The following is a 16,917-nucleotide window of genomic DNA, read 5'->3' as shown; positions in this document are numbered from 1 at the left end:
ATGGTCCTTTCACTATGTCCGGTTCAACTTCACGTGGTTCTCCTGTGTGCTTCTTCCTCCTTACGTTGTCGTTTGGCTTGATACATGGCGTCGTCGGCGAACTGCAACAGGGCCTCCGCCGTCTCCCCCTGCTCGGGGTAGAGGGCGGCGCCGATGCTGATGCCCACCCCGAGGTGGCGGCCGTCGCTCAATACCACAGGGGTGCTCATCCCCTGCTGGATCCGCGTCATCACCTCGTGCACCTCGTGCTCGTCCCGGATCGGGGCGAGCAGGATGACAAACTCGTCGCCCCCGAGGCGGCACACCAGATCCAGCGGTCTGAGCTGGTGCTGCACCCGCCGCGCCAGAGCGATCAACACCTCGTCGCCTACCCCGTGGCCCAGGGTGTCGTTGATCTGCTTGAAGCGATCACAGTCGAGGTAGAGCAGGGCGAAGCGCTCCTGATCCCCCTGGATGGCCTGCCCCAGCCGCGCCTCGAACAGAGCCCGGTTGGGCAGGCCGGTGAGGGCGTCGTGGGTGGCCCGGTGCAGCAGGCTGGCATTTTCCCGCTTCTGGTGGGCCTGCCAGGCCTCCAGCTCGTCGAGCAGGGTGTTGAAGTCCTCCCCGAGCGCGTGCAGCTCGGCGATGTTGGCCGCCGGCACCCGCTGCTTGAGGGCGCGCTGGCGACTGACACTGTAGGCGACCTCGGCCAGGGCCTTGAGGGGCGCCGTGATGGAGCGCTGCATGCGGCGCGCCACGTGGAGAGCCCCGAGGATGCTGAGCAACAGGCGCACCAGGGTCGCCAGCAGGGTCTGCAGCAGGAAGTGCAGCAGATATTGTCCGTGCCCCACCAGGTGCACCCGGGCTATCTCCCGGCTCTCCCGCACCATGGCCACTTCCACCGGCCCCGGCAGGATCAGGCGGGCCAGGTGCTGCTCCAGGGTAGTCCAGGGGGTGGTGATGGCACGGCGCCAGCTTGCCAGCACCTGGCCATCGGGCAGCACTATGCTGGCGCTCGCGATATCCTCCCGGGAGGTGATGGTCTCCAGGGCATCTTTCGCCGCCTCCTCGTCATCGAACACCACGGCGGCCTCTGAGGTGTAGCTGATGGCGCGGGCCACCAGCTCGAGGTTGTGATCCGCATAGAGGCGCAGCGCCAGCAGCGCCGTGATGGTCAGGAACAGGCCCGCCATGCAGACGGCGGTCAGGGAGATCATCATGTGGGTGCGGCCCAGGCTCTGTCGCAGGGTGAGCCTGGGGCTTGCGGGTGCAGTCGTCATCGTGCGCCCTCGTCAGCCTTGGCGAGCTTCAGCACGGCCGGGTGCACCCGCACGCCGCTGCGGGCGAGCGCATCCAGGTTGACCCGAAAGCGGACCCGATCCGTGTCCGGCTGAAGGCAGAAGACAGCGTCGGCGATGCACTCCCTGCTCTGTTCGCTGATGCTGAGGATGGCGTGCCCCTGCAGTCGCTCGAACAGGGGGAGACGCCGCTCCGGGGCCAGCACCCCCAGATAGATCACATCGCAGCGCTGGATCAGTGCCTCGTCGTCGAGCCCGTAGCGATGCACGTCCACCGGGCGCCCGTTGGCCTGCCGCTCGATGGCAAAGAGGGCGCCGGCATATTCCGTCGGCGCCGCAATGCAGAGCCGAAGCTTTGCAGGCTCCTTGGGCCAGCGGGTGTAGCTGAGGATGTCGAGCACGGTCTGGCGCACCAGCTCGCTGCGAAGCTCGGCCGAGGTCGCCGCCACGGCCGCATTGGCCAGCACCAGCGTGCAGCCCAGTGGCAACAGCCACACAAAAATCCGGATGAAAGACAACAACTGCATGATGTCCGCACTTATGTTTACGTCGACAATGGGGTGGGCCGACGCCCATGAAGGGATAGCCTGAAGGGAGTCGTACCGAGCTTATCAGCCCGAGGGGGTTGCCCCATCCGCCCGCACGCAGGGTGCGTCACGAGGTGTCGCAGTGCCGCCCGGGGTGCGCGTCAGCGCACGCCACGGGCAGCTCAGCCGCTACTTCTTGCCAATCCCATATTCGCGCAACTTGTTGGCGATGGCGGTATGGGAGACACCGAGCCGTTTGGCCAGTTGGCGGGTGGAGGGGAACGCCGGGTAGAGCCGCTCCAGCAGGCGGCTCTCGAAACGCTTCACCGCCTCGTCGAGCCCCCCTTCGAACCACTCGTCGATGAGCGGCATGGCATCGGCCGCCACCGGCAAGTCCACGTGCTCGGGTCCAATCTCGTCCCCTTCCAGCAGGGTCATGGCCCGATAGAGGCAGTTGCGCAACTGGCGCACGTTGCCGGGCCAGCGGTAGGCGGTGAGGTACTCGGCCATGTTGCGGGTAAAGCGCGGACGCGGGCGCTGCAGTTCGCTCGCAAAGCGCGACACGAACTGCTGGGCCAGTGCCATGATGTCCGCCTTGCGCTCGCGCAGCGGCGGCAGATTGAGGCTAAGCACATTGAGGCGGTAGTAGAGATCTTCGCGAAACTTCCCTTCATGGACCAGATCCAGCAACTGCTTCTGGGTGGTGCAGATGAAGCGCACGTTGACCCTCACCTCCTGCTCGTCACCGACCCGGCGAAACACGCCATCTTGCAGCACCCGCAGGAACTTGGTCTGCAGATGGGGGGACATGTCGCCGATCTCGTCCAGCATCAGGGTGCCGCCGCTCGCCAGCTCCAGCACCCCGCGCTTGCCCTCGGTGTTGTTGCCAAAGGCGCCGGGGGCATAGCCGAACAACTCGCTCTCCGCCACGTTGTCCGGCATGGCGGCGCAGTTGAGGGCCATGAAGGGGTGGCTGGAGCGCAGGCTGGCGCCGTGGCAGGCGCGGGCCAGCAGCTCCTTGCCGGTGCCGGTCTCGCCGACGATGAGCAGCGGCGCATCCTGCATCGCGAGCTTCGCCGCCTGGGCCAGCACCTCCTTCATCTTCTGGCTCTCGGCCTGCAGGTGTTCAAAGCCCCCCACTTCCACCGCGTGCAGGGCACTGAAGTGCATGCCGACCCGGCGGGCGGATTTGAGCACCACCACGGCGCCGGCCAGAGCCTGCTTGCCCTTCTCTTCGGCCACGAACAGCGGCATCAGATCGCCCAGGTACTCTTCGCCACCGAGGCTCAGCTTGCAGGTCTGGGGCTTGATCTCCCCCGACTCCAGCCAGCGGCCAAACGAGAAGCCCTTGACCAGGGAGGAGATCGCCACGCCGCGCACCTCGTCCGGTGGCAACGCCAGGGTGGTGAGGGCGGCCTGGTTGGCCTGGGTCACCCGCCCCTTGCTGTCGAGGGAGAAGACCAGGTCCGGCAGCGCCTTGAGCAGGGCCTCTATCTCGTGGTGCTCCCGCTCGGAGGGCATGTAGGGGATGGTCTTGACGTCATAGACGCCGGGAATGCGGCGAATTTCCGGCATCAGATGCTGAAAGTCACGGAACTCCAGCTCGGGAAAATTGAGATAGATGATGCCTGAGGTATCGATTTCGATGCCGCGCAGATCGATGTTGTGCTCCACCAGTCGGTCGAGCAATTCCCGGGTCAGGCCCAGACGGTCTTCACAGCTGACTTCAAGACGCATTCGGCACACACTTCCTAGCTAACATTCTGAATAACGGGATAATACAGACTCGATCCCGCCAGTGCGAGCGCTCCCCCACAAAAATGCGGGCCTGCCCCGCTTTCACCGGGCAGGCCCTGTCTGCGCTGGCGCCAGACGGCGGTTACTTCATCAGCGCGTCGGTGCGGGCAGCCATGATGCAGTCGTTGCGATGCAAGCCGCCTATCTTGTGGGTCCACCAGCTCACGGTCACCTTGCCCCATTCAAGCAAGATCGCCGGATGATGGAACTCCGCCTCCGCCAGTTCTCCGAGGCGGTTGGTGAACGCCAGCCCCTCCTTGAAGTTGCGAAACACAAATTCACGACGCAGTTGCAGCTCGCCGTTCACCACCAGGGGCTGCCAGTCGGGGATGAGGTGCATCAGCTCCCCCAGCTCCTGATCGCTCACCCTGGGGGCATCGGCGCGGCACGCCTCGCATCGTTGACTCGCCAGTTCAGTCATTCGGGACTCCTTTCATGAAACATCGTGGGAATGAATTCGGGTCAGCTCGCCTGCTTGCCGGCAACGGGGGCAAAGCGGGGTGGACGCAAGCCAAGACGACGGGCCTCGGCCACGGCCGCCATGATCCCCTGCCCCTCCAGACCATAGAGGGTATCGAGACGAGGCAGCACGAAATAGGTCGGCTGCATGATGTCGATGCGATAGGGGGTACGCAGGATCTCCAGCAGATCGAAGGGTTGCAGATCGGGCTTGCCCGAGAGGGCATAGGCGGTCTCGCCGATGGAGGAGAGAATGCCGCCGCCGTAGATGCGCAGCCCCTCCTCCCCCTGCAGGAGACCGAACTCCACCGTGAACCAGTAGAGCCGCGCCAGATAGACCCGCTCCTCCTTGCTGGCATGGAGTCCGAGCCGACCATACAGGTGGGTGAAGTGGGCAAAGGCCGGGTTGGTCAGCATGGCGCAGTGGCCGAAGATCTCGTGGAAGATGTCGGGCTCTTGCAGGTAGTCGAGCTCGTCCCGGCGGCGAATGAAGGTGGCGACGGGAAAACGGCGATCAGCGAGCAGCGCGAAGAAGTGATCAAAGGAGATGAGGGCTGGCACCGCCGCCACCGACCAGCCGGTAGCGGGCATCAGGGCGGCGTTGATCTCGCCCAGCTGGGGGATGCGGTCCAGAGGCAGGTCGAGGCGTGCCAACCCGGCCTGGTATTCATCGCAGGCCTTGCCATCGAGCGCCGCAAGCTGGCGTGCAATCAGGATCCGCCAGGTGCCGTGCTCCTCGTCCGTGTAGTGGATCCGGCCCTGCCCATCCGGTTGGCGGGCCGTGTAGAGACTTGCCATGAGTGCTCCCATCCTTCGGGTGCCAGCCGCCATCCGGGCGGTCACTGGCCGTTGAGTCATGGGATCACTGTAACGGTTTGCCCCTCAAAAAAGCAGCCGACCCCGGGGTCGGCTGCTTTTGACAATTGTAAATAATTTGTGACATCCCTATCGAACCCCAGCCACCTCACGACTTGTTGAGATAACCCGCCAACTGGCCGATCAGCCGCTTGCGCAACTCCCCCAGCTTCGGCTTCTCGTCGGCACACCAGGGGAGCGGGCGACAGGCTTCCATGGTACGCATCCCGAGGCGCGCGGTGAGCAACCCGGCCCCGACCCCTTGGGCGGCGCGGGCGGAGAGCTTGGCGGTCAGCTCGGCCCCCAGCAGATCCATTCCCACCTCGGTCACCAGCTCGGTGGCCCCCGCATAGAGCATGTTGCGAAACACTTGGCGGATGAGGCGGATGCGGCTCCAGTAGCCAAGCTCGATGGCGTAGACATCGGCGATGTCCTCGATCATCCGCAGGTTGCGCCAGAGCATCAGCATCATGTCGACCGTGGCGAGCGGGCTCAGGGCCACCAGCACGGCGGCCTCCCCCGACCATTTGGCGACGCGGGCCTGGGCCAGCTTGTCCCGCTCGGTGAGCACCAGCTGGCTGTAGAGGGTCAGCACTTCCCGATCGTTGTGGCTCTCGTCAAGCTGGGATAGCCAGGTGCGATACCCTTCCCGCCCCTTGTCACCGCTCTTCTCGGCCAGGGCCTCGCAGAAGGCCTGCCCCTGACCCACCCCCTGATGGGCCAGCAGATCTTCGGCTCTTGAGCGCACATCCTGGCGCCGCTTCAAGGTGCGCAGCCGCAGCCATTCGCGCCCCGCCACCCCGGCGGTGCCCACCGCCACCAGGCCAGAGGCGAGCAGCCAGGCCCCGCCCCAGAAGGGGGAGGCGGCAAACTGATCCACCAGAAAAGCGCCAAACTGGCCAAGGGACAGCAGCCCCACCCCACCCAGCCCCCAGGCCAGCAGACGATGGCGGCGCCGAGGCCTGACGTTAAGCGCGGGTTCCACCTCGGTGAGCTCGTCCAGCGCGTCCAGAGGCTCGAAGCTCTCCTCTTCCAGCCGCCGGGCCGGGGCGGGTGGCTGCGCTTCGCTTGCCACCGAGGGCGCGGGCTCCAGCGTCACCTTGCCTTGCAGGGGTGCGGCGTCATCGGTGCGCCATCTTGTCTGATCGTTCATCGCATTCTCTCCTGTGGGCGCCCCTCGAGCACAGCGGGCCACCCACCCGTTATTCGAGGTGATCCCCGAGCAGGAATTCCAGCGCCGCATCGAGCCGGATATGGGGGAGCGCCTGATGGGCGCTCATGGGCAACGGGCGAAAGGCCTGAAAATCAAACCCTTGAGTTTTCCACCACTGCGCAGGCGGGATCTGGGCAGGCACCTCCCCCGGGAAGAGCAGCAAGGGATCGCCCGAGAGGGTAGTGCCACGAATGGCGGGAAATTCCCGTCCGTCTGCCACCCCCTTGCCCACCTCGGTGGCCTTGATGGCGGCGAGCGCCAGGCATTCGGTCTCTATCCCCTCGAAGCGGGCCTGACCCCGGCCACGGCTCACCAGGTGCTGCAGGAGCGACACCAGAGGTCCGTGCTGCTCCGGCGTGACGTGATCGGCCTTGCTCGCCACAAACAGCAGCTTGTCGATGCGCGGGGCGAACAGACGGCGCCACCAGTTGCTCTTGCCGTAGGCGAAGCTCTCCATGATGCGGGCGATGGCCTGCTGCATGTCACCAAAGCTCGCGGCACCGGCATTGAGGGGCGCCAGGCAGTCCACCAGCACGATCTGGCGATCAAAGCCTGCAAAGTGCTGCTCATAGAAGCCCTGTACCAGATGCTGCTTGTACTGCTCGAAGCGCTGCTTGAAGGTGGTGTAGAGGGTGCCGTCTTCGGGGGAGTGTGTGGGCATCTCCCACACCCAGGGCACGAATTGCAGCAGCGGCGCACCGGCATACTCGCCGGGCAACACGAAACGCCCGGGCTGGATGAGGTGAAGCCCGAGCGCCTGCTTGCAGGCGTGCAGATAATCGGTGTAGCGGGCGGCCAGTTCGCTGGCGGCCCGCTCCTCGAAGGCTTGATCCGCCTGCCAGTGCGGCGTCAACCAGCCTGCCGCCAGGGCTTGCAGCTCGGGGCGGCACAGTTGCTCCCGCACCTGCTCGCTCCACTGCTCGTAGTTCAGATCCAGCAGCGGCAAATCCAGCAGCCACTCCCCGGGATAATCCACCAGATCCACATAGAGGGTGGAGATCTCACCCAGGTGCCGACGCAGCGGATGGCGGGTGCGATAACGGATCTCGAGGCGTACCTCGGCCACCCCTCGGGTCGGCGCGGGCCAGGCGGGCGGATCGCCAAACAGGGCATCGAGGCCCCGTTCGTAGGGGAAGGTGGGAATGTGGGCGTTTTGCTGGGGCACCCGGCGAGCACCGAGGATGCGTCCCTGGCGCTGGGCGTCCCAGAGCGGCAGACGACCGTCGATGGCCGCGTGCTCCAGTTGATTGACCAGCGCCGTGATAAACGCGGTCTTGCCACTGCGAGAGAGGCCGGTGACCGCCAGCCGGATGTGGCGATCCCGGGCCCGGTTCACCGCGTCAACGGCCTTGTGCTGGAGCACCGACCAGGAGTGTTCGAGTTTGTTGCGTATCAAGGCGGGTCTTTTTCTCCTTGTGATCACATCAGAGAGACGGCCGCGAGGCGGTATCCTCGCGGCCCGGCACGATTAGAGCTTGCTGAACTCCCGTTGCAGGGTGAACTCCTTGGAGGTCACCAGCTTCTCGATGCGCTGCACCCTGGGCTCCAGTGCATCCAGCTCCTGGCCGATACGGGCAAGGGCCTGATGAGGTGTGACGCCTGCCTGCCAGCTGCGCGCCTTCATCCGCACCTCGGCGAACTCGGCATCTTCCTGGGAGTAGAGGGTGACCGGCTTCTTGTCGAGCAGGAACCAGGCGGCAATATAGGCGGTGAAGGTGATGAAACCGGCGAAGATGAGACCACTGATGGCTAGCAGCCGCACGATCCAGGTCTCCACCCCGAAGTACTCTGCCAGACCGGCACAGACCCCGGCAATCTTGCCCCGCTGGGGATCCCGGTACAGGTTGCGCCCTTCACGACTGACACTGTTCATACCTTGTTCCTCCAACCGGGGACTTCCGCATCCAGAATCGACGCCAATACGGTTCCGGTCCGCTCCGGCTTTTTGCCACAGTCATGACATCTCTCATTGAAAACCGTCATACCTTGTTTCTCCAACCAGGAACCTCGGCATCCAGAATCGACTCCAGGGCGCCGACCCGTTCCTGCATCTTCTCGGCACGCACCAGCAAGCCCTGCAGCTGTTCACGCTCACCATCGGCAAGACCGGCGCCAATGCGTCCCTTGGCGCGGTAGTGCAGCACCAGCCAGATGGGGGCCACCACCACCATGAAGACCACCATGGGAACCATCAATACACCCAGCAGATCTTCCATCTGTTACTCTCCCTGTTTCGGTGCCGGATTGTGCTGGCCCAACTTCTGGCGCATGGCTTCCAGCTCGCGGCTGATCTGGTCGTCCGCTTCCAGCTCGGCAAATTGCTGGGCGAGCGCCTTGTCGGACTGCCCCAGATCGGCGCGGGCTTCCATCTCGTCGATGCGGCGCTCCATGCGCTCGAACTTGCTCACCACGGCCTGACTGTCGCCACGGGCCACCTGGCTTTGCACGTTGAGGCGGCTGCTGGCGGCTTCGCTGCGAATGGCCATCGCCTTCTGGCGGGCACGGGCGTCTTCCAGCTTGGCTTCCAGCTGGCGGATCTCCTCCCCCAGCTTCTCGATGCCGCTGTCCACCGCCTGCTGCTCACGAGACAGGGCGTCGGCAAGCTCCGCCTGCTTGCTCTTCTCGATGAGGGCGGCCCGGGCCAGATCTTCGCGCCCCTTGGTCAGGGCCAGCTCGGCCTTGCCCTGCCACTCGACGACCCGCTCCTGATGGCGGCTCACCTGACGGCCGATCTCTTTTTGATTCGCGAGGAAGCGGGCCAGATTGGAGCGCTCCTTCACCAGTTCATCTTCCATTTCCTGGATGATCAGACGCACCATCTTCTGGGGATCTTCCGCCTTGTCGAGCAGGGCCGTCAGATTGGAATTGATGATGTCGGCCAGGCGAGAAAAAATGCTCATGATTGTACTCCTGTGATAGGCATCGGGTTGTGTCTCCATTGACAATGGCAACTTGTGTGCCAATCTGGAACAATATTTAACTTGTTGATTTATATGGGCACTCAGAATGCAGTTCAAGTCCCGGGGAAACAAGTGATGATTAAAATAACCAACTTTTGGTAAGATTAACCAGATTTTTCAACTCACAGGGGCAGGGATGACCACGGCCACGGAAAGTCTGTTGGGTGAATCCAACGCATTTCTAGAAATCATCGAGCAGGCATCGCGCCTCGCGCCGCTGCGCAAGCCCGTGCTCATCATCGGCGAGCGTGGGACCGGCAAGGAGCTCATCGCCCACCGCCTACATTATCTCTCGGATCGCTGGGATCAAAGCTTTGTCACCATCAACTGCGCCACCTTGAGCGAGAGCCTGCTGGAGACCGAGCTGTTTGGCCACGAGGCGGGCTCCTTCACTGGCGCCGCCAAACGTCATCAGGGGCGCTTCGAGCGGGCCGACGGCGGCACCCTGTTCCTCGACGAGCTGGCCACCACCAGCGCCCGGGTGCAGGAAAAACTGCTGCGGGTCATCGAGTACGGGGAGTTCGAGCGGGTGGGCGGTGCCAAGCCCCTCAAGGTGGATGTGCGGCTGGTGTGCGCCACCAACGAGGATCTGCCTGCACTGGCAGAGAAAGGACGGTTTCGTCACGACCTGCTGGACCGGCTCGCCTTCGACGTCATCACCCTGCCCCCCCTGCGGGAGCGGCGCGAGGACATCCTGATGCTGGCGGAGCACTTCGCCCACGGCATGACCCGGGAGCTGGGGTATCCGCTCTTTGCCGGCTTCTCGCGCAAGGCGACCCAGCTGCTGCAAGATTACCCCTGGCCGGGCAACGTGCGGGAGCTCAAGAACGTGGTGGAGCGCAGCCTCTATCGCCAGGGCAACCCCCAGCTGCCGCTGGCGGAGCTGGTGCTCAATCCCTTTGACTCCCCCTGGCGCCCCCGTGCCCGAGGTGACGCCGCCCCTTCCACGGACGCGCCGACCTCGGCAGAGACGGCCCCGACCCCGACCCTGCCGCTGGATCTCAAAGGGGCGGTGGCGGAGTACGAGATTAATTTACTCAAGCAAGCGATGCAGCAATCCCAGTATAATCAGCGCAAAGCAGCCCAGTTGCTGGCCCTGAGCTATCACCAGTTCCGGGGGATGCTGCGCAAATATCAATTGCTGGACGGGGATGACAACAGTGGCAACCAGGAGGCGGGCTGATGCCTGGCACCGGGTCTGTGCGCGCGGATAACGCGGCGCACGTCACCCCCGACGGGAGCGCCTGCACGGCCGCCCCCCGCAACGCGCCCGCCCCCTGGCGGGCAACTTTGTCTGAAAACATGGTTCCAACATGAGAATGCTCACCCCCCTGCTGCTTGGTCTCCTGGTCCTGGTCAGCGGCTGTCAGAAACGCGATGAAGCCTCCAAAACCGGGCTCATCTATTGTGCCGAAGGGGCACCCCGAACCTTCAACCCGCAGCTTGCCAATTCGGATGCGACCCTGGATGCCAGTGCACGTCCCATCTACGATCGCCTGCTCGAGGTCAATGCCAACACCCTCGGCATCGAAGGGGGGCTCGCCACCCGCTGGCAAAGCAGCGAGGACGGCCTCTCCTATACCCTGACCCTGCGCAAGGGAGTGACCTTCCACCGAACCCCCTGGTTCAGCCCGACCCGTCACTTCAATGCCGACGACGTCCTGTTCACCTGGCAGCGTCTGCTGGACGAACACCACCCCTTCCACGCCGTCTCCGGCGGCGAGTACCCCTATTTTTACAGCCTGGGGCTCGGCAACCTCATCAAGCGGGTCTACAAGAAGGGGCCCTATGAGGTGGTGTTCGAGCTGAACCGCCCCGATGCCTCCTTCCTCGCCACCCTGGCCAGCGACTACGCCATCGTGCTCTCCGCCGAGTACGGGGAGCAGATGCTAAAGGCCGGCACCCCGGCGCAGCTGGACAGCCGCCCCATCGGCACCGGCCCCTTCAGCTTCAAGGAGTATCGCCACAACGAGTTCGTGCGCTACCTGCGTCACCCCGGCTACTGGGGCGGCGAGGCCAGAATGGAGCAGCTCATCTACGACATCACCCCCAAGTCCTCCAAGCGCCTTGCCAAGCTGCTGACCGGCGAGTGCGACGTGATGAGCACCCCCTCTGCCAGCCAGCTGTCGGTGATAGACAAAGACTCCCACCTGGATCTGTCGGTACAGTCGGGGATGAACGTCGCCTTCCTCGCCCTCAATACCCGCAAGGCCCCTTTCAACAAGGTGCAGGTGCGCCAGGCCCTCGCCAGCGCCATCAATGTGCAGAATCTGCTGCAGGCGGTCTATTTCGAGACCGGCCAGAGCGCCGCCAGCCTGCTGCCGCCCCTCTCCTGGGGTTACAACCCCTCCCTGCCCCAGCGCAAGCCGGATCTCACGCTCGCTCGCCAGTTGCTCAAGGACGCGGGCTACCCCAACGGCTTCGAGATGCAGGTGCTGGTGCAACCCGGCGCCCGTCCCTACAACCCGGACGGCCTCAAGACGGCGCAACTGATGCGCAGCGATTTCGCCAAGATTGGGGTGAGCCTCAAGATAGTGCAGCAGGCCTGGCCGGTCATCGAGACCCGGCTCGCCCATGGACAATATGACAGCCTGCTCTCGGGCTGGATCGCCGACAACGCGGATCCGGACAACTTCTTCCGCCAGTTGCTGAGCTGCGCCGCCGTCGAGCGGGGCAACAACTACAGCCGCTGGTGCAGCCCGGCGTTTGATCAGCTGCTGGACGATGCGGTGACCACCCCGCAGCTCGCCTTCCGCCTGCGCAACTATTACTATGCCCAGTCCTTGCTCAACGAGCAGTTGCCGCTCATTCCCCTGGCCCATGCCCTGAGAACCCAGGTGAGTCGCAGCGACATTCAGGGGCTGACCCTGATGCCCTTTGGCGGCACCACCTTCAACCAGGCCCATCGGGAGTGACCATGACAGATAACCACTCCATCGTCGGGCCATCGGCGCACCGTCCCCAGGAGGCATAAGCATGTTTTTCTATATCCTGCGCCGCATCACCCTGCTGGTGATCACCCTCCTGGTGCTGACTCTGGGGGCCTACCTCCTGGAGTTTCGCCTCATCACCCAGGTGCTGGATTTCTGGCACGGCTATCCTGACTTCCTCCAGCGCATCGCCGCCGGGGATTTCGGGCTCTCCAGCGTCTCCGGCCAGCCGGTCCTCGACGAGATCCGTCACTACTTCCCGGCGACCCTGACCCTCTGCCTCGCCGCCTTCGCCATCTCGCTGCTGGTGGGCATCCCCCTGGGCACCCTGGCGGCCCTCTATCAGGGGCGCAGCCCGGACCTCTCCATCATGGCCGCCGGCCTCGTCGGCTATGCCATCCCGGTCTTCTGGCTGGGGCTGCTGATGGTGATGTTCTTCTCCCTGGATCTTGGCTGGCTCCCCTCCTCCGGCCAGATCAGCCTGCTCTACGACGTGCCCTCCATCACCGGGATCGCCATCGTCGATGTGCTGATGAGCCAGGAGCCCTGGCGGGAGGCGGCCCTGCACGATGCCCTGCGCCATCTGGTACTGCCTTCCCTGGTGCTGGCCGTGGTGCCCACCACCGAGGTGATCCGCCACGTGCGCAGCTCCCTCATCGACGTGATGAAACAGAACTACATCAAGGCCGCCGCCAGCCGCGGACTCTCCCGCCGCCAGATCGTCTGGCGTCACGGGCTCAAAAACGCCCTGCCCCCCGTGTTGCCGCTGCTGGGGCTGCAACTTGGCAGCGTGCTCACCTCCGCCATGATCACCGAGGTGGTGTTCGACTGGCCCGGCATCGGCCGCTGGCTGGTGAGCAGCATCGCGCTGCAGGACTACGCCGCCATCCGCGGCGCCTTCCTGGTGGTGGCGAGCTTCGTCATCTTCATCAGCGTCAGCACCGATCTGCTGACCACCATCATGTATCCGGCACGGCGTAAAGAACTCTATGCAAGACAAGATTGATTGCGGTCTGTGGATGAGCCACGGCGGCCCATGGGTCACCGGCGCACAGACGTGCCCATCCCCTTGCGACCGGCACGGGAGCCTGCATCATGCACGATAAATCGAACATCTATCCGGAGCTCAAGATCCTCTCCCCCCTGGAGCAGACCTGGGCCTCCTACCGACGCAACCCGCTGGCCATGGCGGGGCTCTGGTGCTTCGGTCTGCTGCTGCTGGTGACCCTCATCGGTCCCCTGGTGATCCCCTACGGCATCGACGATCAGCACAGCAACCACCTGTTGCTCGCCCCCTCCTGGGCCAACAGCGGCAACATCGATTACTTCCTGGGGACCGACGATCTGGGGCGCGACATCCTCTCCCGTCTGGTGGCCGGGGCCAGGCTCACCTTCGGCAACGCCCTGCTGGTGGTGCTCATCGCGCTGGTCATCGGCTCGGCCATCGGCATCCTCGGCGGCATGAGCAAGGGGGTGAAGTCGAGCGTGCTCCATCACCTGCTCGATACCCTGCTCTCCATCCCGTCCCTGCTGCTGGCCATCATCGTCGTGGCCATCCTGGGGCCGGGTCTGTTCAACACCCTGATCGCCATCACGCTCGCGTTGATACCGCCTTTCATCCGGGCCACCTACAACGCGGTCCACGCCGAGATGCAGAAGGAGTACATCATCGCAAGCCGCCTCGACGGCTCTCCGCCCCAGCGGATCATGCGTCTGGCCATCTTGCCGAACATCGTCGAGACCCTGGTGACCCAGACCACCCGCACCCTCTCCGCCGCCATCCTGGACATCTCTGCGGTAGGCTTCCTCGGTCTCGGGGCCCAGTCTCCCCAGCCGGAGTGGGGTGCCATGCTGGCCGATTCGAGCGATCTTATCTATCTGGCCCCCTGGACGGTGACCCTGCCCGGGATGGCCATCCTGTTCAGCGTGCTGGTGACCAACCTGGTGGGCGAAGGCATTCGCGAAGCACTCAAAGAAGGGAACGACTGATGTTGCCAGCCTTGTTATCTATCCCCGCCCCCGGACGCCCTGAGCGACCCGGCTGCGCCCTGAACGGGGGACGTTGCTGATGCCCCTGCTCGACATACGCAACCTCACCATCGAAATCGACACCCCCCAGGGCAAGGTCAAGGCGGTGGACAGAGTCAGCCTGACCCTGAACGAGGGGGAAATCCGCGGGCTGGTGGGGGAATCCGGCTCGGGCAAGAGCCTGGTGGCCAAGGTGATCGTTGGCATCCAGAAGGACAACTGGACGGTGCGCGCCGACCGGATGCGCTTCAACGACATGGACCTGCTGACCATGGCGCCCAAGGAACGGCGCCGCATCATGGGGCGGGAGATAGCGATGATCTTCCAGGACCCCATCAGCTGCCTCGACCCCTCGGAGGAGATAGGCACCCAGCTCGAAGAGGCCATCCCTACCAGTGCCTTCACCGGCAAGTTCTGGCAGCGCTTCCAGTGGCGCAAGAAGCGGGCCATCGCCCTGCTGCACCGGGTCGGGGTCAAGGATCACCGCAAGGTCATGCGGGCCTATCCCCACGAGCTGTCAGACGGCATGTGCCAGAAGGTGATGATCGCCATGGCCATCGCCAACCAGCCGCGCCTGCTGGTGGCGGACGAACCCACCAGCGCCATGGAGTCCACCACCCACTCCCAGATCCTGCGGTTGCTGGACAAGATGAACAAGCTGGGCAATACCACCATCCTCATCATCAGCAACGACATCGCCGCCATCGCGAACCTGACCGACACCCTCAACATCATGTATTGCGGCCAGATGGTGGAAGTGGGGACCCGGGACCAGATCCTGGAATCCCCTCACCACCCCTATACGGATGCCCTGCTCAAATCCATCCCGGACTTTGACAAACTGGTGCGCCACAAGTCCCGGCTCGAGACCCTGCCCGGGGTGATACCGCCGCTGCAGCACCTGCCCATCGGCTGCCGCCTCGGCCCACGCTGCCCCTACGCCCAGAAGCAGTGCGTGCAGACGCCGCTGATGAGCAAGGTCAAGGGGCATCAGTTCAGTTGCCACTTCCCGCTCAACATGGAAGAACCGAAGAAATGAACCGGCACCAGACCCTGATCCGGGGCACCTGCCCGCCCCGTCAGCCCCTCTATCCGGCGAGCACACCCAAGGAGACCACGTCGTGACCGAACCTTCCCTGTTGCAGGTCAGGGGCCTGTGCAAGACCTACCAGAACCGCACCGGCCTGTTCAGGCGCCGCGCGGTGGAGGCGATAAAGCCCCTCTCGTTCGATCTCGAGGTGGGCCAGACCCTGGCCATCGTCGGGGAGGCGGGCTCGGGCAAGAGCACCCTGGCCCGCATTCTGGCGGGCATGATTGAACCGAGCGGCGGGGAGATCGCCATCGAGGGGCAACCCATGGTCCACGGCGATTACCAGACACGCTGCAAGCTGCTGCGGATGATCTTCCAGGACCCCAACACCTCCCTTAACCGGAAAATCCGGGTCGGCCAGATCCTGGAGACCCCCCTTCGCCTCAACACGGCCCTGAGCGAGGAGGAGCGCCGGGAGAAGGTGATCCAGACCCTGCGCATGGTGGGCATGCTGCCCGACCACGCCCTCTTCTATCCCCAGATGCTCTCCGCCGGCCAGCAGCAGCGGGTGGGGCTGGCACGGGCGCTCATCCTCAATCCCAAGATAGTGGTGGCGGACGAGGCGCTCTCGACCCTGGATATTTCGGTACGCTCCCAGATCATCAACCTGCTGCTGGAGATGCAGGAGACCATGGGGCTGAGCTATGTGCTGGTGGCCAACGATCTGGGGATCGTGAGCCACATCAGCGACGAGGTGCTGGTGATGCACGAAGGGCGTGTGGTGGAGCGCGGCAAGACCTTGCGGGTCTTCGCCGACCCCCAGCACGACGTCACCCGCCGCCTCATTCAGAACTACAACAACGAATACCGCCGCTGATCCCGCGGCGCGTTTCCCCTTGTGCCAGACATAAAAAAACCCGGCCTGATGTCTCATCAGTCGCCGGGGGATTGCGCTCAAAAAGTGATTGCGTCGCTCGTAGTAGGAACAGGGGAATGGTAGGCAGCCCCCGTCACCTCAACAACTGTCAGATCTGACAGGCAGTCCGCTATGGAACCGGAATTGCGGATCCGGCGAACAGATGAGCTCGGCCTCCAGGCGACCGAAGAAGGCCACCCGCTCGCTGATGTCTTCGTCTGCGAACGTCTGTGCCAGGGCCAGGTAGTCCTGATAGTGACGCGCCTCCGAGCGCAGCAGGGAGACATAGAAGCGGCCAAGCTCCTCGTCCAGATGAGGGGCCAGCCTGGCAAAACGCTCGCAGGATCGCGCTTCGATATAGGCACCGATGATCATCTTGTCCACCACGGCCGCCGGCTCGTAGGTGCGCACATGGGTCAGCAGGCTGCGGGCATAGCGGGAGGCGGTGACGGGACCATAGGGGATGCCCCGTGCGGCCATGATCTCCAGCACCTGCTCGAAGTGGTGCAGCTCCTCCTGGATGAGGCGCACCATGGGGAACAGCAGGGGATTGCGCTCCAGCTCGGCAAACACGCTCCTGTCTGATTCGCCCATGGTGCGCTTGCCGAGGATCTCCGCCTTCTCCGGCAAGGCATCGAGCTCCCGGTAGAAGGTCAGCTTGGGCAGCAGGTGACGCTTCTCCTTGGGCAGGCAGTAGCGGCGCACCAGGCTGTGGGCGGTGAGTGCCGCCTTGTTCTCGCAGTTGGCGTGATCGATAAGCAGGGTCGGCAACTGGGCGGGATCCCGCGCCATTTCCACCCACTCATCCGGGGTCTCGCAATGCAGGAACTGGCGAACGGGGGCTAACAGGTCATCCATCTGAACTCTCATCTGTTGATACGACACGCGGCGCCTGGCGCCGGGGGGCCTATGCTAACGGATCCCG

Annotated in this window: 17 protein-coding genes; 6 read left to right on the top strand and 11 right to left on the bottom strand. The window is 64.2% G+C overall.

The window, feature by feature from the left end; genetic code table 11:
• Positions 1–29: 29 nt before the first annotated feature.
• From J9893_RS11715 to pspA, 10 genes are all read right to left on the bottom strand, one after another.
• Positions 30–1,259: a diguanylate cyclase gene (locus J9893_RS11715; RefSeq protein ID WP_103858957.1), complete on the bottom strand. Its 1,230-nt coding sequence runs from the start codon at positions 1,257–1,259 to the stop codon at positions 30–32.
• On the bottom strand, positions 1,256–1,804 hold the full coding sequence (locus J9893_RS11710) for a YfiR family protein (RefSeq protein ID WP_052815260.1): 549 nt from the start codon (positions 1,802–1,804) through the stop codon (positions 1,256–1,258). Before J9893_RS11710 ends, J9893_RS11715 begins: the two co-directional genes overlap by 4 nt.
• A 189-nt stretch (positions 1,805–1,993) precedes the next feature.
• Positions 1,994–3,541, bottom strand: a complete 1,548-nt coding sequence (tyrR, locus tag J9893_RS11705) for a transcriptional regulator TyrR (RefSeq protein ID WP_043156202.1) — start codon at positions 3,539–3,541, stop codon at positions 1,994–1,996.
• Between the two features lie 142 nt (positions 3,542–3,683).
• Positions 3,684–4,022, bottom strand: coding sequence for a 4a-hydroxytetrahydrobiopterin dehydratase (locus tag J9893_RS11700; protein WP_049637168.1), 339 nt, complete (start codon positions 4,020–4,022; stop codon positions 3,684–3,686).
• 41 nt (positions 4,023–4,063) lie between these two features.
• Complete coding sequence (gene phhA, locus J9893_RS11695) at positions 4,064–4,858, bottom strand: phenylalanine 4-monooxygenase (protein ID WP_049637167.1); 795 nt, start codon at positions 4,856–4,858, stop codon at positions 4,064–4,066.
• A 166-nt stretch (positions 4,859–5,024) separates the two neighbouring features.
• Positions 5,025–6,068 (bottom strand): TIGR01620 family protein, encoded by a 1,044-nt coding sequence (locus J9893_RS11690; protein ID WP_049637166.1) that lies wholly within the window; start codon positions 6,066–6,068, stop codon positions 5,025–5,027.
• 49 nt (positions 6,069–6,117) lie between these two features.
• Complete coding sequence (locus J9893_RS11685) at positions 6,118–7,524, bottom strand: YcjX family protein (RefSeq protein ID WP_049637165.1); 1,407 nt, start codon at positions 7,522–7,524, stop codon at positions 6,118–6,120.
• Between the two features lie 72 nt (positions 7,525–7,596).
• Positions 7,597–8,001 (bottom strand): envelope stress response membrane protein PspC, encoded by a 405-nt coding sequence (pspC, locus tag J9893_RS11680; RefSeq protein WP_010674535.1) that lies wholly within the window; start codon positions 7,999–8,001, stop codon positions 7,597–7,599.
• 106 nt (positions 8,002–8,107) lie between these two features.
• Positions 8,108–8,344 carry an envelope stress response membrane protein PspB gene (gene pspB, locus J9893_RS11675; RefSeq protein ID WP_005300084.1) on the bottom strand — a complete coding sequence of 79 codons (237 nt, stop codon included), beginning with the start codon at positions 8,342–8,344 and terminating at the stop codon, positions 8,108–8,110.
• Between the two features lie 3 nt (positions 8,345–8,347).
• Complete coding sequence (pspA, locus tag J9893_RS11670; protein ID WP_049637164.1) at positions 8,348–9,028, bottom strand: phage shock protein PspA; 681 nt, start codon at positions 9,026–9,028, stop codon at positions 8,348–8,350.
• Between the two features lie 196 nt (positions 9,029–9,224).
• On the opposite strand from pspA, the gene pspF reads away from it, so the two are divergent.
• The 6 genes from pspF to J9893_RS11640 all read left to right on the top strand — a co-directional run bounded on the left by pspF (position 9,225) and on the right by J9893_RS11640 (position 15,953).
• Positions 9,225–10,271: a phage shock protein operon transcriptional activator gene (gene pspF / locus J9893_RS11665; protein WP_049637163.1), complete on the top strand. Its 1,047-nt coding sequence runs from the start codon at positions 9,225–9,227 to the stop codon at positions 10,269–10,271.
• A 136-nt stretch (positions 10,272–10,407) separates the two neighbouring features.
• The gene (sapA, locus tag J9893_RS11660; RefSeq protein ID WP_202040833.1) at positions 10,408–12,003 is read left to right on the top strand and encodes an ABC transporter substrate-binding protein SapA; all 1,596 of its coding nucleotides are present in this window, start codon (positions 10,408–10,410) and stop codon (positions 12,001–12,003) included.
• Positions 12,004–12,064: 61 nt separating this feature from the next.
• On the top strand, positions 12,065–13,024 hold the full coding sequence (locus tag J9893_RS11655; protein WP_010674531.1) for an ABC transporter permease subunit: 960 nt from the start codon (positions 12,065–12,067) through the stop codon (positions 13,022–13,024).
• 89 nt (positions 13,025–13,113) lie between these two features.
• Entirely contained in the window at positions 13,114–14,007 is an 894-nt protein-coding gene (locus J9893_RS11650; RefSeq protein WP_010674530.1) for an ABC transporter permease subunit, read from the top strand.
• Between the two features lie 79 nt (positions 14,008–14,086).
• Positions 14,087–15,085 carry an oligopeptide/dipeptide ABC transporter ATP-binding protein gene (locus J9893_RS11645; protein ID WP_010674529.1) on the top strand — a complete coding sequence of 333 codons (999 nt, stop codon included), beginning with the start codon at positions 14,087–14,089 and terminating at the stop codon, positions 15,083–15,085.
• 82 nt (positions 15,086–15,167) lie between these two features.
• Positions 15,168–15,953 carry an ABC transporter ATP-binding protein gene (locus J9893_RS11640; protein WP_039039015.1) on the top strand — a complete coding sequence of 262 codons (786 nt, stop codon included), beginning with the start codon at positions 15,168–15,170 and terminating at the stop codon, positions 15,951–15,953.
• A 138-nt stretch (positions 15,954–16,091) separates the two neighbouring features.
• On the opposite strand, the gene miaE is transcribed toward J9893_RS11640, so the two are convergent.
• Entirely contained in the window at positions 16,092–16,850 is a 759-nt protein-coding gene (gene miaE / locus J9893_RS11635) for a tRNA isopentenyl-2-thiomethyl-A-37 hydroxylase MiaE (protein ID WP_042016277.1), read from the bottom strand.
• Positions 16,851–16,917: the final 67 nt, after the last annotated feature.

It is taken from the genome of Aeromonas sp. MaB10011B (genome assembly GCF_017939325.1).
GTDB classification, from domain to species: domain Bacteria; phylum Pseudomonadota; class Gammaproteobacteria; order Enterobacterales; family Aeromonadaceae; genus Aeromonas; species Aeromonas caviae.
Note: the sequence above shows the minus strand (reverse complement) of the source record. Positions and strands in the feature narration are given on the sequence as shown.

Excerpts from the sequence above, each read along its gene's own strand:
- pspF (WP_049637163.1), top strand. The coding sequence starts at position 9,225 with ATGACCACGGCCACGGAAAGTCTGTTGGGTGAATCCAACGCATTTCTA.
- tyrR (WP_043156202.1), bottom strand. The coding sequence starts at position 3,541 with ATGCGTCTTGAAGTCAGCTGTGAAGACCGTCTGGGCCTGACCCGGGAA.
- J9893_RS11710 (WP_052815260.1), bottom strand. The coding sequence starts at position 1,804 with ATGCAGTTGTTGTCTTTCATCCGGATTTTTGTGTGGCTGTTGCCACTG.
- J9893_RS11700 (WP_049637168.1), bottom strand. The coding sequence starts at position 4,022 with ATGACTGAACTGGCGAGTCAACGATGCGAGGCGTGCCGCGCCGATGCC.
- pspB (WP_005300084.1), bottom strand. The coding sequence starts at position 8,344 with ATGGAAGATCTGCTGGGTGTATTGATGGTTCCCATGGTGGTCTTCATG.
- pspC (WP_010674535.1), bottom strand. The coding sequence starts at position 8,001 with ATGAACAGTGTCAGTCGTGAAGGGCGCAACCTGTACCGGGATCCCCAG.
- J9893_RS11715 (WP_103858957.1), bottom strand. The coding sequence starts at position 1,259 with ATGACGACTGCACCCGCAAGCCCCAGGCTCACCCTGCGACAGAGCCTG.
- pspA (WP_049637164.1), bottom strand. The coding sequence starts at position 9,028 with ATGAGCATTTTTTCTCGCCTGGCCGACATCATCAATTCCAATCTGACG.
- phhA (WP_049637167.1), bottom strand. The coding sequence starts at position 4,858 with ATGGCAAGTCTCTACACGGCCCGCCAACCGGATGGGCAGGGCCGGATC.
- J9893_RS11690 (WP_049637166.1), bottom strand. The coding sequence starts at position 6,068 with ATGAACGATCAGACAAGATGGCGCACCGATGACGCCGCACCCCTGCAA.
- sapA (WP_202040833.1), top strand. The coding sequence starts at position 10,408 with ATGCTCACCCCCCTGCTGCTTGGTCTCCTGGTCCTGGTCAGCGGCTGT.
- J9893_RS11650 (WP_010674530.1), top strand. The coding sequence starts at position 13,114 with ATGCACGATAAATCGAACATCTATCCGGAGCTCAAGATCCTCTCCCCC.
- miaE (WP_042016277.1), bottom strand. The coding sequence starts at position 16,850 with ATGGATGACCTGTTAGCCCCCGTTCGCCAGTTCCTGCATTGCGAGACC.
- J9893_RS11655 (WP_010674531.1), top strand. The coding sequence starts at position 12,065 with ATGTTTTTCTATATCCTGCGCCGCATCACCCTGCTGGTGATCACCCTC.
- J9893_RS11645 (WP_010674529.1), top strand. The coding sequence starts at position 14,087 with ATGCCCCTGCTCGACATACGCAACCTCACCATCGAAATCGACACCCCC.